This is a genomic window from Edaphobacter paludis (genome assembly GCF_039993895.1).
GTDB lineage: Bacteria > Acidobacteriota > Terriglobia > Terriglobales > Acidobacteriaceae > Edaphobacter > Edaphobacter paludis.
This window is the reverse complement of the sequence record NZ_CP121194.1, coordinates 862185-881943: the sequence shown is the minus strand read 5'-3', so window position 1 is coordinate 881943 and position 19759 is coordinate 862185. Positions and strand designations below refer to the sequence as shown.

Below are 19759 nucleotides of genomic sequence, written 5' to 3'. Positions count from 1 at the left end.
TTGAAGCATGAGCGAAAAGCTATCCCATTATGATGAGTCCGGGCAGGCCCATATGGTCGATGTGAGCGCGAAGCCGGAGACGCGGCGCGAGGCGGTGGCCGTAGCGTTTGTGGAGCTGTCCGAAGCCGTGCTGGCAGCTCTGCCGCAGAACCCCAAGGGCGATCCGCTGGAGGTGGCACGGTTTGCCGGGATTCAGGCGGCAAAACGGACATCGGAGCTGATTCCGATGTGTCATCCGCTGGCATTGAGCTTTGTTGATGTGCAGGCCACCGTTGTCGCAGGCGGCGTTGCGATTGAGGCCACGGCGGCCACGGTCTCAGGGACCGGAGTGGAGATGGAAGCGATGGTCGCTGCTTCTATTGCTGCCCTGACGGTCTACGACATGACCAAGGCGCTCGATAAGGGCATCCGCATTCGCGAGGTGGTGCTGGTCAGTAAGAGCGGGGGAAAGAGTGGGGAGTATCGGCGTCAGCCGTCAAAATAAGAACTGAGTTACAACGGATGTTTAAGAGATGAGTCTGTGAAAGACAGCACTCCCCGGCATCAATCTCCTCAAATGGCCGTGGCCAAGGTCACGGCGAAGAGGTGCTGAGGGTCATGCCAAATTCTGGTAGTGGCGAAGGCAGCCGGGGCGAGGAGAGCTTCGATGGCGGCAGCAGTGAACTTGTAGCTGTTTTCCGTATGAATGGTTTCGCCGGGTTCGAAGGTGAGGGTGAGGGCGGGACCGGCGGAGTTAGCGGGGATGTGGACTCGCTGATGGCGCGTGGATTCTAAATGCATCTCGATGCGGGAGTGGATGGGGTTCCAGACCGCTTTGTGGGTGAAGGCGTCGGTATCGAAGTCAGCTCCGAGATCCCGGTTGAGGCGGGTCAGTACATTGCGATTGAAGGCGGCGGTGGTTCCGGCGGCGTCGTTGTAAGCGGCCAGCAGGGTGTCAATACTCTTTTGCGGACTGGGGCCGAGGTCGGTGCCGAGCAGGAGCTTGTCGCCGGGGAGGAGCTGGGCGCGGACGTTCGAGAGCAGAGATTTGGCGTCGGCTGGGGAGAAGTTGCCGATGCTGGAGCCGATGTAGAGCGCCAAGGTACGCAGGTTGGGGAGGCGGTCGAGAGGGAGCGCTTCGCGGGTGTAGTCGGCCACCTGACATCGAACCGTGACGCCGGGAAAGTTGGCCTGGATGTTTCTGCTGGCGACGGCGAGGGCGGTTTCGGAGACATCGACGGGCTGGTAGACGACGCTTCCCTGCCGGCGGACGGCGGCGGCGAGGAGAACTCCGGTCTTGGCGGCGGTGCCGGCACCTAGCTCGATGAGGGTGAGGGTCTGCTTGTCTTTATCGCCGTTGGCGGCTTGCTGGAGAATCTCGTCGGCGTGGGCAGTCAAGATGCCGCGCTCGGTGCGGGTCAGATAGTACTCGGGAAGCTGCGTGATCTGTTCGAAGAGATGGGAGCCTGCCTCGTCGTAGAAGAGCCAGGGAGAAAGGGTGCGGGGATGGGCGGTAAGCCCGGCTCGTGCTTCAGCGGCTACTGCATGGCTGGTGGTATCGGGAGTTGCTGAAATCGGGGCGGTTTCTGTAAAGGCGGCGATAGGTGGCACTGGGGAGTCCTCTCCGTAAGGGTGGTACGGCCGGGCCGCTTTGTCGATTGGATGCAGCAGAAACGCTAGACGATTATCGCTTGAGACGGTTTTAAGCGGATTTTCAATCTCGATCCTGGTGTGGATTCGTCGCCCTAGTTAGAATTACACCAGCGTGGCAGGCAGTTTGCGTGCAGGAGAACCCTTGATGTTGATTCGCAATACGATATTAGCGGCAGCAGCAGCCGTCATGCTGGCTTTCATGCCTCACACCATGCAGGCGCAGTTTGCGGGAACGGGTCCTCGCGACAACTTTCGCGACACGACCGTTCTGAGGCCGCCTACGGGAAGCAAAGTTGCGATTATCGTGTTCGAGGACCTGGGATGCCCGGCCTGTGCGCATGCCCATCCGATTGAGAGGCAGGTGGCTGAGCAGTATCATGTGCCGCTGGTGCGGTATGACTTCCCGCTCGCACAGCATATCTGGACATTCGACGGCGCGGTCGATGCACGCTATCTGCAGGATAAGGTGAGCCCTAAACTTGCCGACGAGTATCGCAGCGCGGTCTTTGCGGCGCAGATGTCGATTTCGAGCAAGGACGACCTGCGGCAGTTTACGGACCACTGGATGCAGCAACATGGGCAGAAGATGCCGCCTGTCATCGATCCCGGAGGCCTGCTGGCCCGTGAGGTACAGGCGGATTACGATCTCGGCAAGCGGCTGAATGTGGAGTACACGCCGACTTTGGTGGTGGTGACTCGGAACAACTATCAAGTCGTAGGCGGAACCGCTGAGGGACCAAACGATCCGACTAAGCTTGCTGGTGTGGTGGAAGGCGCTATCGCGCAGACGAAGGGTGCTGCGGCTGGTCATGGAGATCATGCGGCGGCGGGGAGGTAGAATTCCACTGCCGATATATAGCTATCGACTGAGGTCTTTAGCGAGGCGCAGCCCGGAGAACTGCCAGCGGGTGGCTGGGGCAAAGAAGTTGCGATAGGTGGGTCGAATGTGGGTCGCCGGGGTGACGCAGGAGCCTCCGCGGAGGACGACCTGGCTGGACATGAACTTGCCGTTGTACTCGCCGAGTGCTCCGGGGAGGGGTTTGTAGCCGGGATAGCCGGTGTAGCCGGACTGAGTCCACTCCCATGTGTCGCCAAAGAGCTGCTGGAGACCGGGAGCGTGGCTGGCCGAGATGGGATGCAGGTTGCCCGACTCGAGAAGATTGGCTTGGGTGCCACCAGCCGGAACGGAGTGGGTGGCGGCGTATTCCCACTCGAACTCGGTGGGAAGGCGGTGGGCGGTCCAGCGAGCATAGGCGTCGGCTTCGAAGTAGCTGAGATGGCAGACCGGGGTTTCGCTGATGTGTTCGAGCGGCTGAAAGCCGTGCAGGGTGTAGATTCGCCAGCCGGATTTGGTGTTGCTGTCGCGCTGCCAGTAGAGCGGGGCGTGCCAGCCCTCGGCGCGCATCGTGGTCCAGCCCTCGGAGAGCCAGAGTTCGGGACGTTCGTAGCCGTTCTGGTCGATGAAGGCGAGATACTCGGAGCAGGTGACGAGGCGGTTGGCGAGCGCGAAGGGAGCGATGTAGACCGGATGGCGCGGGGTTTCGTTGTCAAAGGCGAAGGCGTAGATACCAGCAGGATCGGTGGCAAGTCCGATCTGGGTCAGGCCGGGAGAGAAACTGGACCATTCCAGCGGCGGGGCGATGGCTTCATTCTTCGACTGCGGTGCTTCGAGGTAGGCCGGGTGGAGAGGATTGGTGAAGAAGGCGTGCTTGATGTCGGTGGCGATCAGTTCCTGATGCTGCTGCTCATGATGGAGACCGAGGGTGATGCGCTGAATGGCTGGCTCGACGACAGGCTGCTGGAGGAAGCGGTCGATGGCGGCGTCGACGTGGGCGCGGTAACGAAGGATGGCATCGAGAGGAGGGCGGGAGAAGGAGGCGCGGAGCTTTTTCTCAGGCATATCGCCGAGGGAGTTGTAGTAGCTGTTGAAGAGCCAATAGAAGTCGGGATGGAAGGGCTTGTAGGCGGCGACGTGCTCGCGAAGGACAAATGTCTCGAAGAACCATGTGGTGTGGGCCAGATGCCATTTGACGGGGCTGGCCTCGGGACAAGACTGGACCATGAGGTCTTCGGGCGAGAGCGGAGCGCAGAAGTGGGTAGTCGCTCTGCGGATAGCGTTGTAGCGGGTGAGAAGAGTCGTAACGGCGGGAAGACTTGCGGCAGGGGCCATGGTGGTTCTCGCTTGAGGAGGTGAGGACTTGGATTAGATGCTTTGAAGAGACACAGCGTTGGCTTTCTGGCACGTGACGTGGCTGAGGATTGTTGCTGGCTCACTTAAGAGTGATAGCTGTTGAGGAAATGGGCCAGAGTATAGGCTACGGCGGCGGCGGCTCCCCCGATCAGAGTGGTCTGAATGGCACTGCGGAGCCAGCCGGTGCCTACGAGCTTTCCTTTGAGCGCTCCGAAGAGGGCGAGGGCTATGAGAGTGATGATGATTGAGAGCTTAAGCGCAGCGAGGTTGTCGCTGACGAGCATGTAGGGGAGCAAAGGGATGACGCCCCCGGCAATGTAAGAGCCGGCGATGGTGAGAGCGGAGCGATGAGCGCGACTCGCAGGCGGCTCTTCGAGGCCTAGCTCGAACCGCATCATGAAGTTGACCCACTGGTTGGGATTCCGCTTGAGCGCATTGAGGACCGGCTCGGCGCTGGCGCGGTCGACCGAATACTGCTCGAAGATCTCGTAGATCTCTTCTTCCTCGTCGCGGGTGCGCTCGACGATCTCGCGCTCTTCGCGGTGGCGCTCCGAGATGTAATGTTCAGCGTCGCCGCGGGCTGCGAGGTAGCCACCGAGGCCCATGGCGATAGAGCCGGCGGCAATTTCGGCGAGGCCGGCAAGGACAACAATGTGCGAGGAGGCGACAGCTCCGGAGAGACCGGCGGCAAGGGCGAAAGGGACGGTAAGGCCGTCGGAGAGGCCGATGACGATGTCGCGCACGGTGGCGCTGGATTCGAAGTGGCCTTCAACGTGTTTGCTGTCTGTGTGTTGGCCGTGGGGGCCATGGGCAGCTTGATGCATGGCCGTAGTGTAGTGCAGGCAGATGATTTGGGCGGTGGAAAGCGTGAAGATTTTGTCGCTGTTACGAGTCTTTCGCAATGGGATAACGTCTGTATGAGCACGACCTTTTGAAGATCGGAAGTGTGCGATGAGTTGGGGAATCAGTTGTAGGCTACGGGGCCGCGGGGTCTGGTGGATATGGTTGGCGGCGTTCCTTTTGGCCGTGCCGGGAGCGGTTTTGGCGCAGGCTGGGCCTGATGGGCGCGGCGATGCGTTTGCCGGGGGGCAGATGGTTCGGGGGACGGTGACGGGGGTGGGTGCCGACCGGCTGACGGTGAAGACCGAGGAAGGAGATGTCTACCAGGTTTCGGTATCGCAGAATACACGGGTGATTAAGGACCGGCAGCCGTTGAAGATTGCGGATATCAAGGCCGGGGATGGGGTTGGCGCGATGGGCGTGATGGATGCTCCAACGAAGACGCTTCATGCGGTGTTTGTCGCTGTGATTGATGCGGAGCAGGTGAAGAAGGCGCGGGAGGGGCTGGGGAAGGTCTACATTACCGGGAAGGTCACCGCAATTGATATGGACGATGCCAGGGTGACTGTGATGCGGCCGGACCATGTAAGCCAGGTGATTCAGGCGGATGAGGGAACTTCGTTCAGGCGAGGTGGGCGCAGAGAGCAGGCGGCGACGAATGCTTCTCCGGCGGCTGGGGCAAATGCGGGTAGTGAGAGCATCACGCTGGCGGATGTGAAGGTGGGCGATCTGGTGATGGGCCGGGGCGCCGTGAAGAATGGGTTATTTGTACCTGTGGAGTTGAGGGTGATGGATGCGTCCGCCCAGGGGCGGAGACGGGGGGCTTTTGCGACTTCGGCTGGTTCAACGAATGGTGACGGCTCAGAGAGTACTAAGTAGGGATTTTACGATCGATTGCTGGTGGCGCTGAGGCGAGGTTGAAGTGCGTAGATTGATTCGATGGACGATGTTGGGCTTGGGGATGCTGCCTGGGATTGGCTTGTCTGCCCTGGCGCAGACGGCGGGGGCACCGGCTGCGGATCCAGCTCCAGCTGCCATCACGGTTCAAGCGGCGAGTGGAGGAACGATTAAGGGAACGGTGAAGGCGGGAGTCGTGCCGCTGCCCGGTGTTGCGGTGACGGCGGCCAATACGCTGACGGGAAAGAAATATGCGACGACCACCGACATTGCGGGATCGTTCGAGATGGTAATTCCGCGCAATGGGCGATATGTGGTGAAGGCGGAGCTGGCGGCATTTGCGGTGGAGACGAAGGAAGTCTTGCTGGAGGGTGGCAAGCCGGAACAGGTTGCAACGTTTGCAATGCAGCTGGCCTCGCGTGTGGCGCGCGCAGAGGCGCAGCAAGCTGGGACTGCGGGATCGGGGCTGGGACAGGGACAGGGAACACAGGCTCTTAGCGTGACGGGCGACAACAACTTGTCGGATGCCAGTGCCGGTACAGGCAATGCGGAGGTTCAGATGCCGACGTTATCCGGATTGGGAAGCGGAGACCAGGCGACGGACTCGGTTGCGGTGAGCGGGCAGGTGGGCCAGACGAATGGGCTGGCGAACTTCAATGAAGACGAGATTCGGCAGCGAGTGGAAGACGCTGTTGCACGAGCGAGGGCGCAGGGTGGGGCTGCGGGGGATATGGCGAATGCGGTTGTGGGGATGCTGGGCGGAATGATGGGAGGTCCAGGCGGCGGCGGTGGGGGCGGAGGACGCGGTGGCGGTGGACGCGGTGGTGGTGGTGGGGGAGGCTTTCGCGGATTCAATCCGACGCAGCCCCATGGAGCGATCTTTTATCAGGGCGGTAATGGAGCTTTGAATGCCGCACCGTTCTCGGTGGCACAGGCGCTGGGTGAGCCTGGAGCACAGGTGGTGAAGCCGTCGTCCATGTCGAACCGGTTTGGTGTGAGCTTTGTAGGATCACCCTTTATCCCGGGACTGGTGAAGGCGAGTACAAAGCAGTTTGTGTTTTTTAACGTGACGGGGCAGCGGAATATCAACCCGGAGATCTTCAATGGCACGGTGCCGACGCTGGCGGAGCGGAACGGCGATTTCTCTGCACTGCGACAGACGTTATACGACCCGGCGACGAAGCAGCCGATACCCGGGAACAATCTCAAGAACGCTGTGACACCAATCTCGCCGCAGGCGCTGGCGCTGTTGAACTACTATCCAGCACCGAATGTTCCCAATGCGAGCGAGCGCAACAATTATCAGACGGTGACGAACGCGGGGCAGAATTCGACTTCGGCCGCGCTGCGTTATGTGAGGAACTTCGGGCAGGGTGGATTTGCCATGATGCGGCGACCAGCGGCGAATGCTCCCAAGACGCTGCGGCAGAACATCAACTTCAATGGAAGCTATGCGCACAGCGCCAGCGATAGCCGGAACATCTTTCTACCGCTGGGTGGGACGACGGCCTCTGAAGGATATGGTGTGACGGCGGGTTACACCATCGGCTATGGAAAGTTGACGAACAATGCTTCCATCAACTGGAACCGCTCGCACGCGACGACGCAGAATTACTTCACGAACGGGGCAGTCAATCCTGGAGCGCAGGCAGGCGTGCTGGTGGGTAATTCCACAATTCAATCGAACCAGTTTTACTATGGCGTGCCGACGCTGTCATTCGGCGGATCGAACGCCTTTACCGGGCTGAGCAATACGGCTCCGAATAACTCGATCAATCAGACGATCTCGTTCAGCGACTTTGTGAGCTACAGACTGAAGAAGCACAACATGCGTTATGGCGTGGATATTCGCCGCGTCCACGCCGATACCATCGGAGGCACACAGGTCACGCCGCTGGGCTCGTTCAGTTTTACGGGGTATGCGACACAGAATCCTGCCAGCGACTGCACGGCTTCGGCCAGTGTGACCTGCCCGGTCGTGCCTGCGAGCGGATCGGGATTTGCGGATTTTCTGCTGGGCATGCCGCAACAGGCTTCGGTGCAGGCTGGACTGAGCAAGACGTATCTGCGGGCAAATGTCTTCGACTGGTATGCGCAGGATGACTGGCGGGTGCTGGCAAACCTGACGCTGAACTTTGGGCTTCGCTATGAGTATTTCTCTCCGTATGTGGAGAAGAATAACCATCTGGTGAACCTGGACCACAACGCCAACTTTACGGCGGTGGAAGCGGTGCAGCCGGATCAGAAAGGGACGTACAGCGGCAGCTTTCCGCGATCGCTTGTGAATCCTGACCGCTCGATGTATTCGCCGCGGTTTGGGTTTGCGTACCGGCCGAAGCTGAAGTTTTTGAAAGAGACGGTGGTACGCGGCGGCTACGGGATTAACTACAACACAGGCCAATACGGCACGATTGCAAAGCAGTTGGCCAACCAGCAGCCGTTTGCGGTGACGCAGACAAACATTGCCGGGCAGCAGGGATGTGGGACTTTTGGGCAGTTTACGCTGGCGGGCGCGTTCAACTGCTCGAAGGCGCCGGTGCAGAATAACTTCAGTGCGAACCGGGACTATCGCCTGGGACATGTGCAGATATGGGACCTGGATATTCAGCGGACTTTGCCGCTTGGCATCGTGGCAAACGTGGGTTACGACGGATCGAAGGGCGGGAACCTCGACATGGTGCGCGCCCCGAATCGGACGGCTACAGGCCTGCTGATTCCGGGGGCGCAGGCGTTCAACTATGAGGACTCGCTTGGGTATTCGCGCTTTGAAGCACTGCGCGTGAATGTGCGTAAGCGGCTGCAGAAAGGCGTTTCTCTGCAGGCGACGTATCAGTATGGACACTCGATCGATAATGCTTCGTCGATCGGCGGTGGATCGCAGACCGTAGCGCAGAATGACAATGACCTGAATGCGGAGGAAGGAAACAGCGCCTTCGACGTTCGCCACAAGCTGACGGGCAACTGGGTGTTCGAACTGCCGTTTGGACCGAACCGGATGTTCTTTACGAAGGGTGGTGTGTGGTCAAAGGTGACGGATGGTTTTTCTCTCTCGGGAGACTTCACCTTTGCGAGCGGGCCATACTACACGCCGAACTATCAGTTGACGGTGCAGGAGACGGCCACGGGCTCCAACAATTCACTGCGCCCGAACCGGAACTTCGGCGCGCCGATCAGCGGCGAAAGAAGGATTGGCGACTGGTTCAATGCGGCGGCCTTCACCGCTCCTGCTGCGGGGGAGTTCGGCACGGCTTCGCGCAACTCAATCGAAGGGCCGGGAACGATGGTCGTGGATGCTTCGCTGTCGCGCACTATTCCGCTGGGCGAGACGCGGTCGTTTGAGGCAAGGGTGACGGCAGCGAACGCGTTGAATATCGTGCAGTACTCGGGGATCGATACGACGCTGAACTCGCCCACGTTTGGACAGGTACGCGGCGCGGCGCCGATGCGCTCGCTCACCGTATTTGCGCGGTACCGGTTCTAAAGGCTGGCGTTCGTGATGGGAGCGATGAACGTGAAGAGGGTTTTGGGAATAGCTCGTTGGTTCAATTATTCGGCGGTACTGGCGACAGTGCTGACGGCAACGTCTGCGCTGGCGCAGCAGCAGAGTTCGGCTGGGACCTTTACGCTGAAGGTGCAGAGCGATATTGTGCTGACCAACGTGGTGGTGCGCGACAAGAAGACTGGTGAGGTCGTGAAGGGGCTGAAGGCGAGCGACTTCACGATTCTGGAGAATGGCAAGCCGCAGAAGATTGCCAGCTTCGACTATCAGAATGTAGATGAGGCGGCGGTGCTGCACGAGAAGACGACGGTCGCTGGAAGAGCTACCGTTGCACAGTTACTGAATGGAGATTTTGCATCCGAGCCCGGAGCCTTGAAGGACCATCGCTTAATCGTGATGTTCTTCGACCTGAGCAGCATGCAGCCGGAAGACATCGACCGTGCGGTGGAGGCGGCGCAGAACTACATCAACAAGAAGATGCAGCCTGCTGATCTGGTGGCGGTAGTGAGCCTGGATACGTCGCTGAGCATGGATCAGGATTTTACGGCGGACAAGGCGGCGTTACTGAAAGCCGTAGGCAAGTACAACGGCACCGAGGGAACGGGCCTCGCGAATGGCAATGAAGGCGGCAACTCGGGCGGGACGGCGGATGATGCGTCGAGTTTTACGGCAGATGACAGTGAGTACAACTCCCTGAACACGGATCGCGAGTTGTATGCGATTCGATCCATTGCAAAGTCGCTGGAGAAGGTCGACCAACGGAAGAGTCTGCTGTATTTCAGCGGCGGTCTGACGCGACAGGGCATTGAAAATCAGGCGAGCATGAGGGCCGCTACCAATGAAGCGGTGAAGGCGAATATGGCCATCTACAGCGTGGATTCGCGCGGGCTGGAGGCGCTGCCACCCGTGGGGAGTGCATCGACAGGAAGCTTGCGAGGGACGGCTGCATATAGCGGCGGAGCGATGCAGAGCAATCTGGATGCGAACTTCGGATCGCAGGAGACGCTGGGGACTCTGGCAAGCGATACGGGCGGAAAAGCGTTCTTTGATTCGAACGATTTTGCCCCGGCATTTCAGCAGATTCAACATGACACCGAGGCTTATTACATTGTCGGCTTTCACTCCACCAATACGGCGCGCGATGGAAGCTACCGGCACCTGACGGTGAAGCTGAATCGCGCTGATGTGAAGCTGGATTATCGTCCGGGATACTATGCACCAGCGGACTTCAAACACCAGAAGACTGAAGATCGCGAGCAGGCACTGACCGAACAGATGCGGAGCGACCTGCCGGCGACTGACGTTGCGGTGTATCTGCAGGCGTTGTACTTCCGATTGGAGGACAACAGGTTTTTCATTCCGGTTTCGCTGATTGTCCCTGGGTCGCAGATTCCTTTTGTAAAGAATGGCGATCGCGACAAGGCAAACATCGACGTAATGGGGCAGGTGAAGGACGCCCAGGGAATCGTTGTGGGGAATGTTCGTGACACGGTGAAGCTGGCGCTCGATTCAGCGCAGCAGGTGCAGCGGAAGAACATTCAATACTCCACCGGATTCACGCTTGCTCCGGGACGGTATCACCTGAAGTTTGTGGTGCGGGAGAATGAGACAGGCCGGATGGGCAGCTTTGAGACCGACATTCAGGTTCCGGACATGCGCAAGAGTCCGTTGAAGTTAAGTTCGATTGTGCTGGCAAGTCAACGGACACCTAATACGGCGAAGAAAGCAGAGAATCCGCTGGTGCGGGATGGTGTGGAGTGGATTCCCAATATTCCTCATGTGTTCCGGCAAGACCAGCATCTTTACTTCATGTATGAGGTGTATGACCCGGCGAAGCAGCAGGGCGGCGCGGCTCCAACGGAGACCACTGGGTTGAAGCGACGCGGGGGCAAGCAGGTACGGGTACTGACGAGCATCGAGTTTATGAGCAACGGCGTGAAAGTGTACGAGACGCCGCTGATCGTGGCCAATGCGATCAATATCCCGGAGCGCGATGCGGTGGGCTTTCAGTTCGATGTGCCGCTAACCCAATTGAAACCGGGCACCTACGTCTGCCAGGTCAACGTGATTGACGACGCCGGCGGCAGCTTCAGCTTTCCTCGGCTGGCGTTGAAGGTGCAGGCCCCGGCACCCGTTTCGACTGCGGCGGTGCTGACAAAAACGCCGTCAGGAACGTCGCCAACGCCATAAGTAATGCCTATTGACAGGGGTTTAACGGAAGCGGATGATTTGGATGTATCTCGTGGAGGCATGCCATGGGCTATCCAGTCCGCCTCTTCCGTCTCCCTTCCCTTCTACTTCTCTTGAGTGTTTTTGTGGTCTGTCCGTCCCTGTCTGCGCAGAAGAATGTGCCGACCCACGCGACGGCTCTCGCGTTAGAGCATGAGGACCCGCAGTGGCCGCTGATACAGGCGCATCTTGCCGATCCGGCGACGGCTTCTCCGGAGCGGCTGGAGATGACAGCCGATGTACTCCGGGCGAGACGATTCCCCGAAGACGCGTTGGATTACTATGCCTATGCACTGAAACGCGGGGCCGATGAGATCCAAATCCTGAACAAGATGGGGGTGACGGAGCTGGAAATAGGAAATCCCCAGGTCGCGCGGGCATTCTTCCAGCGGGTCGTGCATTTGAAAAAAAAGGACCCCGACGGATGGAACAATCTCGGAGCGGTCGAGTATCTCGAAGGGGACAATGGACGCGCCATCTCCGCCTACAAGCGGGCGATCAAGCTGAGGAAAGACTCGGCGCCCTTTCACTCCAATCTGGGTACGGCGTATTTTCAGAGCAAGGATTTTGAGGGCGCGCGCAAGGAGTTTGACGTTGCTCTGAAGCTCGACCCAGAGTTGATGGTCCATCGTGGCGGGCCTGGCGGAATTACGATGCGGATGCTGTCACCGGCGGACCATGCGCGCTTCTGCTATGAGCTTGCGCGACTCTATGCACAGCATGGCGATGAAGCCAATATGCTGCATTACCTGACGACGGCGAGCGAGGGCGGCTTCGATGTACTGGAGGCGATGCGACACGACGATCTGCTCGGGAAGTATAGCAAGGACCCGCGGGTGCTCTTGCTCGTGCATAATGCTGAGGCACTCCGCACTGGCCATCAGCCGCTTACTGCCAGCACTGCGGGTCTGTCGCCGTTACCTGCAGCTCAACACTAGCGGTAAGGGCAATGGCGGCAATTGTTATTGCAGCAGTAGCCGCGCTTGAGCAGATAGGCCGCAGTGAAGACGAGGAAGGGGCCTTCGTAATAAAAGTCTTCGGGAGCAAGCGGCGGCGCCTCAGGATCGTCGAATGACGAGGAATCGTTAGGTTTGGGCTGGTCTGGCATCGCTAAAACAAGGTTAGAACGGGTGCTGTGGGTGCGGGAATGGGCAGCAGAGCGGCTGGTATGTCTGCTTCGCTGCTTTCAACATGCAGACTACCGTTGCGATAGATGAGATGTTTGCCGGGGATGGCGGGAACGCGTTCGCCAGGAACGATGATGCCGGCAAGGTTGGCGGGGTCGGCAGCGGCGACGGTGATGGTTGCCAGGCAATCGCGGTTGCGAGCGGCGCGGAGAGGATCCACGGCAGCGGGAAGGGCGAACTGTTCGCCGCCGAAGCCGGAGACGAAGCGGCCGCCGCGAACTTCGCCGCGGGCTTCGAGGCGGCGGAGGATGCCGAGCAGATCGCGCCATTTAGGAACATTGGATTCGCGGACGAGAAGATCGCGAAAGAGGATACCGTAGCGTGCGAGCAACATGCGAGCTGCGGATTCAAGAGCGCTGTCCGTGCGACGGGCCTGTTCGATTGCAGTGGGAGCGGCGTGGAGCTCCTCGCAGAGGAGGGACCAGCGTCCGGCGGAGCTGCGGGTCGCGCGTTTGCCGGGGACTTCGGCGACGATGGATCTTCGGCGCGGATCCATCATCATGCGTAGCTGGTCGAAGCCATCGGCTGCTGCGAGACCGGCCGTGGCCAGTTCCCAGAGGGCATGCTGGGCTTGTGGCCGCGTGAGATTGAGGATGCGTTGGATGTCGTTGGAGAAGCAGGCTCCGCGCTGCTGCAAGAGCGTACGAGCCTGAAGGGCTTCGGGGCTGAGGGCTTGCTGGAGCTTTGATTCTTCGATGCACTGCTGCGCGAGCGCGTGGGGCAGCCAGTCGGCGGATTCTCGGACGTAGAAGGTGATGGGAGCGGCATTGGTGGGGATGACACGGCGCGGAGCTGAACCGTCTCCCATAGCCCACGCGGGATGTGGAGAGATGCGCCCCCAGCCGACGGCGCCGGAGAGGCACAGAGCATCGAGCCAGCGAGGATCGTAGTTGGCGACGCGCGCGGGGAGGAGAGTGCGCTCCCACTCGATTGCCGGGGCTTCGAAGCCTTCAAGTTGGTGGAGGGCTTCGAGGACGCCTTCTTCGCCGCTGAGTTGGGTCTGGGGAGCGAGATGTTGCCAGCCGAGGAGCCAGCGCATGTAGACGGCGGGAGTAACGGCTTCGACCTGTTTGCGCAGGGTGCTGAGCGTGCGGCGGTGAATACGTTGCAGTATGCGGCGCTCGCACCACTCGATGTCATGGTCTGTTGATGCTTTGGGATGCTCGAAGGCGCCTCGCATCAACAGGCCTTGCATTTCCATCGCGACAAAAGCCTGGAAGACTTCGGCAGGATGCAGCGCAAGACGCTGGGCAAAGGCGTTGGCAGTCGTGGGACCCAGTATTTGTAACCATCCTTGAACACATTGCTTCAGCGACTGCTCTTTTGTAACTAAATTAGTTTCTAATTCTGTGTCGCTCCAAAGAGCGTGGGACCCGGGAAGACGCTCGGCAGCGACCCAACAGTGAATTCCAGCACAGTCTACTGTCTGGGCGCGTCCGGTTTGGGTGAGGCGCTCGTAGAAGATGGGCCAGTGCCGCGTTTCAGGATTATCGAGAACGTGAAGCGGAAGCGCGATAACGGAGTGCAAGAGGTCGTGAAGCTCGTGCTCGTCGCGGAGGTCGGGCCAGCACTCGCGACGCACTTCGTCGATGGCCTTCTGGTCTAGCTTGCCTGCCTCTTCGAGAACACTGTCAGGAAGAGTACGGCGCAGCGAGACGGCCCGGGCGCGGCGCTCCTCGAGTCCGGCATCGTCGAGGAAAGCGTAAGGATTGGCATTGATAAGTTCGTGCGCGAATTGAGACGGTACGGGAGTGTCGACGGCGAGACAACGAATGGTTCCGTCTTTGATTCCGCGTAGAACTTCAATGAGACCTTCGAGATCCATCGCCTCCTGAAGGACATCCTGCATCACTTCATCGACGAGCGGATGGGCAGGAATCTGGATGTCGCCGACGATGGTTTCAAAACACGCAGCAGCCTGCGGAAATACATTTGCGAGAAGATCTTCTGAACGAGTGCGTTGAATTTGCGGGGCGATGCGCTTGCCCTTTGAGAAGCGGAGCAGTTGCAGGCTGCGCCCGGCTGCCCAGCGCCAGCGGGTCTTGAAGATGGGCGAGGCAATGGCAGCTTGTTCGAGAAGTTCTTTTACAGTCTGCTCGGTGAGGAACTGGAAGACGTCTGCAAGCGGAAAGCTGTGCTGTTCGGCGAGCGAGATATTGATGCCGTTGTCGGTAGCCGCCGCTTGCAGTTCGAAGTTGAAGCCGCGGCAGAAGCGCTTGCGCAAAGCGAGTCCCCAGGCCTTGTTGATGCGTCCACCGAAGGGTGCGTGGAGGATGAGCTGCATTCCGCCGCCCTCATCGAAGAAGCGCTCCGCGATGAGGGTGGTCTTGCTCGGGACCGCCCCCAGAACGGCACGTCCCGCGACGATGTAGGCGATGAGTTGCTGGGCTCCGCTGGCGCAGACTCCGCACTCCTCCATGAGCCATGCGGTGGTTGCTGCCACTTCTGGTTGAGCGGGAGAGATGTAGCCGGGCGCGACATTGGGGGTGCGGGCGGAGATCTGCTCGCGAAGTTCGCCAACGCCGTCGCACAGAACGGCGGTGCGTTGCGGAGCTTCGCCGAACCAGAACGGCAGCGTCGGAGGTGCGCCGTGAGCATCTTCGACGAGGACACGCCCTCCGGCTTCGATGCGCTGGATGCGCCAGCTTGTGTTGCCGAGAAGGACTACATCGCCTGGGCTGGAGTCGATGGCGAAGTGCTCGTCGAGCGTGGCGATCTGCACGCCTTCCGGTTGCAGGATGACGCTGAAGAGAGCAGCGTCGGGGATGCTGCCGCCGTTCGAGATGGCGATCATGCGTGCGCCGCGACGAGGATGGAGATGCTGCTGGATGCCGTCGCGGAGCAGATAGGCACCGTAGCGGCCGCGGCTGGATTCGATGCCCTCGTGGAGCAGGGAGATGAGTTCGTCAAAGCGCGAGCGGGTCAGCTCGCGGTAGGGATAAGCGCGGCGAAGAATATCGTAGAGCTCGTCTTCTTCCCAAGATTCCGCACCGCAGCAGGCGACGATCTGTTGCATGAGAACGTCCGTGGGCTGAGGCGGAATTTCAAGCTGATCGAGTTCTCCTGCGCGCATCTTGCGGATGAGCGCAGCCTGTTCGAGCAGATCGTCGCGAGTAGTAGCGAAGAGACGGCCCTTGGGAATGGCTCCGCGCCAGTGGCCCGCGCGACCAACGCGTTGCATGGCGACGGCAACGGCGCGAGTGGTACTGATCTGGCAGACGAGGTCGATGTCGCCGATGTCGATACCGAGTTCGAGCGACGCGGTAGCGATGAGTATTTTTATTTGCCCACTTTTTAATCGCTGCTCGGCATCAAGGCGGAGGTTGCGCGAGAGGCTGCCGTGATGCGCAGCGACGTGCTCATTGCCCAGGCGCTCGCCCAGGGCAAACGCAATTTTTTCTACGAGGCGGCGGGTATTGACGAAGACTAACGTGGAGCGGTGATTTTGGGCGTGGGCAGCGAGCTTGTCGAAGACTTCTTCCCACATCGCCGTCGACGTGACAGAGCCGAGTTCGTCGCTGGGGACTTCGATGGCGAGGTCGAGTTGGCGGCGCTGGCCTACCTGAATGATGGTTGCGGGCTTGCGGGAGGGGTGAACTCCGGTGAGGAAGTTGGCTACGAGCTCGATGGGATTTTGCGTCGCGGAGAGGCCGATTCTCAGTGGCGGCGTAGAAAGGCCAGTGAGGAATGCTCCGGGGGAGAGTCTGTTCTCTCCGCAGACCAGGGCTTCGAGTCGTTCGAGTGAGAGAGCTAAATGTGATCCACGCTTGTCGTCGGCTACGGCGTGGATCTCGTCGACGATGACCGTGTTGACGCATCGAAGATGCTCGCGCGATTTTCCGGCGGTGAGCAAGATGTAGAGAGACTCAGGCGTAGTAACGAGAATGTGGGGCGGGTTTCGCAGCATTGCGGCACGCTCTTTGGGCAGCGTGTCGCCGGTGCGAACGGCGGTGCGGATTTCGGTGGAGAGGTAGCCACGTTCGAGCGCGAGTTGCTGGATCTCGCGAAGAGGCTGGTCGAGGTTCTTCTGGACGTCGTTGGAGAGCGCCTTGAGCGGGCTGACATAGACGATCTGCGTGCAGGGAGCGAGCGTTCCGGCGATGGCCTGACGAAGAAGCCGGTCGATGCAGACGAGAAAAGCGGCGAGGGTTTTTCCGCTGCCGGTAGGGGCGGAGATGAGTGTGGCGTTGCCCGCCAGGATGCTGGGCCAGCCCTGTTCCTGCGGCTCGGTCGCGGTGCCGAATTTGTTGACGAACCACTCAGCCGTGACAGGATGCGCCCAGGCGAGAGGAGCGGGGATTTCGGCAGGCAGCATGGGGTGATTGTAGCGCGGATCTATTCGGCCTTTGTTCGCCTTCAGCTTGCCCGCTTCCCGCTCCTTGCTTATCTACATGTTACCGGTGCCGACGTCCGCGGCGGCGGCGGCAGAGTTGCTCTCGTCGAGGTATTCTTCGATCACTTTGTCGAGTGTGCCCTGAGCGGTGAGGATGAAGTCGACGGCATCGCGTCCAGCGCCGCTGCCGCCGGGTTTAGCGTGATGAAGTGAGCCGCAGCTTTGACCTGTTCGCGCGCGTTGGCAGTGGCGATGGAGAGGCCGCAGGCGCGCATGACGGGAAGATCGATGATGTCGTCGCCGACATAGGCTAGCTGATCGATGGTGATGCCGGCCTTAGCGAGAATTTCGTTGATCGCGTTCATCTTGTGGGACTGGCCCTGATAGATGAACTCCAGCTTGAGGTCGTTGGCGCGAATGGCCACGGTCTGCGACTGGCGCTTGGTGATGATACCGATGCGCAGGCCGCCGAGGCGCGCGAGCGAGATGCCGAGGCCGTCGTGGGCGGCGAAACCTTTGGCTTCGATTCCGTGACCGTCAGGGCCGGGGATGACGAAGATCTGGCCATCGGTGAGGACACCATCGACGTCGAAGATGAGGACTTTGATATTTTTTGCGCGGTCTTCAGCAGTCATCTAAAGATGATACCTTGCGTCTCTCGAAGCAGACTATCCGAGCTATCTTACTCACCCAGATAACGTTCCAGCACTTAGCTGGAGACCTCGACGCTCGGCTTTCGTGGCCCGCGGTTACGCGCCAGGAAGCGATGTTTGCAGGTCAGACACTTCCATGGATATAGCCCCAGATGCAACAGGACCACGCGCTCCAAGAAAGTCTTACGCGTCGACCGCGTTGTGTTGGAGGAGTGACATTCTTTGCAGTGAATCACTGAAGAGGTCTGCATAACGCTGAGATTATATGCATATTCATGGAAACCGGCTGCACTTTATTCGACCTCGTTTGACGCCCGCGGCTATTCGGGCAGGTTGTGGCTTTCGCAAAAAATGGCTGCAAGTGGAACTTTCGCTCCACCTGCAGCCATTGTCTTTAATCTCTTTGTTTCGGGTAAAGGCCTTGGTTAGGCGGGCTGGATGTTCGCAGCCTGCTTGCCCTTGGGGCCGGTCGTGATGTCGAAGGTGACGCGCTGGCCTTCCTGAAGGGACTTGAAGCCACTTGAGTTGATTGCCGAGTAATGCGCGAAGAGGTCCTCGCCACCGTCTTCCGGGGTGATGAAGCCAAAGCCTTTTGCGTCGTTAAACCATTTTACTGTTCCGTTTGCCATTTGATGCTCCTGATTGCAGGCGATATTTCGCCGACAGCTTGATGTTAGCAGGTACACAGAGAGTTAAGGGGAAAATTCGCGCCGAGAGGCTTTGGCTCCCGGTCTCAAGTGGGGCCCCCCTTCCCCCTTAAAGTATCCAAAGTATTGCAAATAAAAGACTTAATACTCAAAGTCTTCATTCCAAATGGCTTACGGACAAAATGTTCATTCCAATAAACTTATGCCGCTAACGTAGAAATGGCTGCATCGGGGTTACCGTGCAGCCGTCTACTGTTCTCTGTCTTAATTGTAGCAGCCGCGTCAACTCAAAGAGGACAGATCCAGACTGCAGAGTTGTCGCAGGCGGTGCATGGTTTGATAGAGGGATGAAGAAGATTCTTTTGAGCTGGAGCGGGGGCAAGGATTCGGCGTGGGCGCTTCATCTGCTGCGGCAGACTGGTGAGTTCGAGGTAGGTGGTTTGCTGACGACGGTGAATGAGCGGTTTCGACGCGTGGCCATCCATGGGTTTCGCGAGGATTTGCTGGAGCGACAGGCGGAGATGGCCGGGCTGCCGCTGTGGAAGGTGGACCTGCCGTTTCCCTGCTCGAATGAGGAGTATGAGGCGCGGATGGCTGCGACGTGCGAGGGGGCGGTGAGCGAGGGTTTTGTGGGGGTGGCGTTCGGGGATTTGTACCTCGAAGAGATTCGGGCGTACCGCGTGGCGAAGCTGGCGGGGACGGGACTGGAGCCGGTGTTTCCGGTGTGGGGGATTCCGACGGACACGCTGGCAGAGGAGATGATGGCGGGCGGTCTGCGAGCGCGGCTGACGTGCGTCGATCCGAGAAAGGTTCCGGCGGAGTTTGCGGGGCGGGAGTGGGATGCTTCCCTGCTGGCCGAACTGCCGGATGGGGTCGACCCGTGTGGGGAGAATGGCGAATTCCATTCGTTCTGCTGGGCGGGGCCTATGTTTTCGAAAGAGATTCGGGTGGAGGCTGGAGAGCGGGTGGAGCGGGATGGGTTTGTCTATGCGGAGTTAGTGAAATGGGATTGAAGCTGGAGAATGGATAGAACTCAGAGCTGGAGGCAAGTCCGTTGAAGAGCGGGTGAGCGTTAGTTGCCGGGATTCATACGGGAGCGGGCTTCGCGCAGATGACCAGTGGCAGGAATGTGGGCTCCAGCCAGGGCCAGGCCCATGCGGGGAGTGTTGTTGTAGATCGTTTCGTATTGTCCGGCGGCGACCTGGTAGGTCTCGTGCCAGATGCCGACGGTGCCATCGGTGCCGACGCGCCGGTTGAAAGCTGTCCACGCGGGGAGATGATTTGCGTTGCGGGCCTGGGCGTAGGCGATGAGATGGTCGAAGCTGCGCCAGTATTGCGTGACCATCACTCCACGCCAGTAGACGGAGGTGTGTGCGCCGAGGAAGCCGGAGTCGGGATTGGCGTAGAGCTCACGAAGCATGGGACCCATGGCTGCGGCGGTAGGGATCCATTTGTTGAAGGCCAGCAGCCGGTTGATACGCATGCCGATGAGGAAGACCACGAAGGAGCCTTCGATCTGGGCGGTATAGCGGCCTGGGAAGACTTTGCTCATAGAATTCCGGCAGAGATGTTTCCGTAACGGACGAGACGATTTATTGGATGGTACCGAGTAAGGAAGGGTTCAGCGTTGTATGCTTAGACGCGACTTTGT

Annotated in this window: 15 protein-coding genes; 7 read left to right on the top strand and 8 right to left on the bottom strand. The window is 59.6% G+C overall.

Features of this window, described 5'->3' with window-relative positions; translation table 11 throughout:
- Positions 1-7 precede the first annotated feature (7 nt).
- On the top strand, positions 8-484 hold the full coding sequence (moaC, locus tag P4G45_RS03430; protein ID WP_348268284.1) for a cyclic pyranopterin monophosphate synthase MoaC: 477 nt from the start codon (positions 8-10) through the stop codon (positions 482-484).
- A gap of 68 nt (positions 485-552) precedes the next feature.
- Here the strand turns inward: moaC and egtD are convergent, their stop codons facing one another.
- Positions 553-1590 (bottom strand): L-histidine N(alpha)-methyltransferase, encoded by a 1038-nt coding sequence (gene egtD, locus P4G45_RS03425; RefSeq protein WP_348268283.1) that lies wholly within the window; start codon positions 1588-1590, stop codon positions 553-555.
- 187 nt (positions 1591-1777) lie between these two features.
- Here egtD and P4G45_RS03420 point away from each other — a divergent pair, with 187 nt between their 5' ends.
- Positions 1778-2470, top strand: a complete 693-nt coding sequence (locus tag P4G45_RS03420) for a thioredoxin domain-containing protein (RefSeq protein WP_348268282.1) — start codon at positions 1778-1780, stop codon at positions 2468-2470.
- Positions 2471-2491: 21 nt separating this feature from the next.
- On the opposite strand, the gene egtB is transcribed toward P4G45_RS03420, so the two are convergent.
- Entirely contained in the window at positions 2492-3802 is a 1311-nt protein-coding gene (egtB, locus tag P4G45_RS03415; RefSeq protein WP_348268281.1) for an ergothioneine biosynthesis protein EgtB, read from the bottom strand.
- 104 nt (positions 3803-3906) lie between these two features.
- Positions 3907-4725, bottom strand: coding sequence for a VIT1/CCC1 transporter family protein (locus tag P4G45_RS03410; protein WP_348268280.1), 819 nt, complete (start codon positions 4723-4725; stop codon positions 3907-3909).
- A gap of 103 nt (positions 4726-4828) precedes the next feature.
- On the opposite strand from P4G45_RS03410, the gene P4G45_RS03405 reads away from it, so the two are divergent.
- The 4 genes from P4G45_RS03405 (at position 4829) to P4G45_RS03390 (ending at position 12226) form a co-directional block, all read left to right on the top strand.
- Positions 4829-5542 (top strand): hypothetical protein, encoded by a 714-nt coding sequence (locus P4G45_RS03405; RefSeq protein WP_348268279.1) that lies wholly within the window; start codon positions 4829-4831, stop codon positions 5540-5542.
- Positions 5543-5585: 43 nt separating this feature from the next.
- On the top strand, positions 5586-9041 hold the full coding sequence (locus P4G45_RS03400) for a TonB-dependent receptor (RefSeq protein ID WP_348268278.1): 3456 nt from the start codon (positions 5586-5588) through the stop codon (positions 9039-9041).
- 24 nt (positions 9042-9065) lie between these two features.
- Positions 9066-11249 (top strand): VWA domain-containing protein, encoded by a 2184-nt coding sequence (locus tag P4G45_RS03395; RefSeq protein WP_348268277.1) that lies wholly within the window; start codon positions 9066-9068, stop codon positions 11247-11249.
- A gap of 65 nt (positions 11250-11314) precedes the next feature.
- On the top strand, positions 11315-12226 hold the full coding sequence (locus P4G45_RS03390; RefSeq protein WP_348268276.1) for a tetratricopeptide repeat protein: 912 nt from the start codon (positions 11315-11317) through the stop codon (positions 12224-12226).
- Here P4G45_RS03390 and P4G45_RS03385 read toward each other — a convergent pair.
- The 4 genes from P4G45_RS03385 to P4G45_RS03370 form a co-directional block, all read right to left on the bottom strand.
- The gene (locus tag P4G45_RS03385) at positions 12223-12396 is read right to left on the bottom strand and encodes a DUF5522 domain-containing protein (protein WP_348268275.1); all 174 of its coding nucleotides are present in this window, start codon (positions 12394-12396) and stop codon (positions 12223-12225) included. The genes P4G45_RS03390 and P4G45_RS03385 overlap by 4 nt on opposite strands.
- Before the next feature lie 2 nt (positions 12397-12398).
- Entirely contained in the window at positions 12399-16790 is a 4392-nt protein-coding gene (locus P4G45_RS03380; RefSeq protein ID WP_348268274.1) for a DEAD/DEAH box helicase, read from the bottom strand.
- Between the two features lie 140 nt (positions 16791-16930).
- Complete coding sequence (locus tag P4G45_RS03375; protein ID WP_348268273.1) at positions 16931-17443, bottom strand: HAD hydrolase family protein; 513 nt, start codon at positions 17441-17443, stop codon at positions 16931-16933.
- Between the two features lie 443 nt (positions 17444-17886).
- Positions 17887-18090, bottom strand: a complete 204-nt coding sequence (locus P4G45_RS03370; RefSeq protein ID WP_020712649.1) for a cold-shock protein — start codon at positions 18088-18090, stop codon at positions 17887-17889.
- 365 nt (positions 18091-18455) lie between these two features.
- Between P4G45_RS03370 and P4G45_RS03365 the strand changes: the two genes are divergently transcribed.
- Positions 18456-19121, top strand: coding sequence for an ATP-binding protein (locus tag P4G45_RS03365; protein ID WP_348268272.1), 666 nt, complete (start codon positions 18456-18458; stop codon positions 19119-19121).
- Between the two features lie 59 nt (positions 19122-19180).
- Here the strand turns inward: P4G45_RS03365 and P4G45_RS03360 are convergent, their stop codons facing one another.
- Entirely contained in the window at positions 19181-19660 is a 480-nt protein-coding gene (locus tag P4G45_RS03360; protein WP_348268271.1) for a DUF4188 domain-containing protein, read from the bottom strand.
- Positions 19661-19759 lie beyond the last annotated feature (99 nt).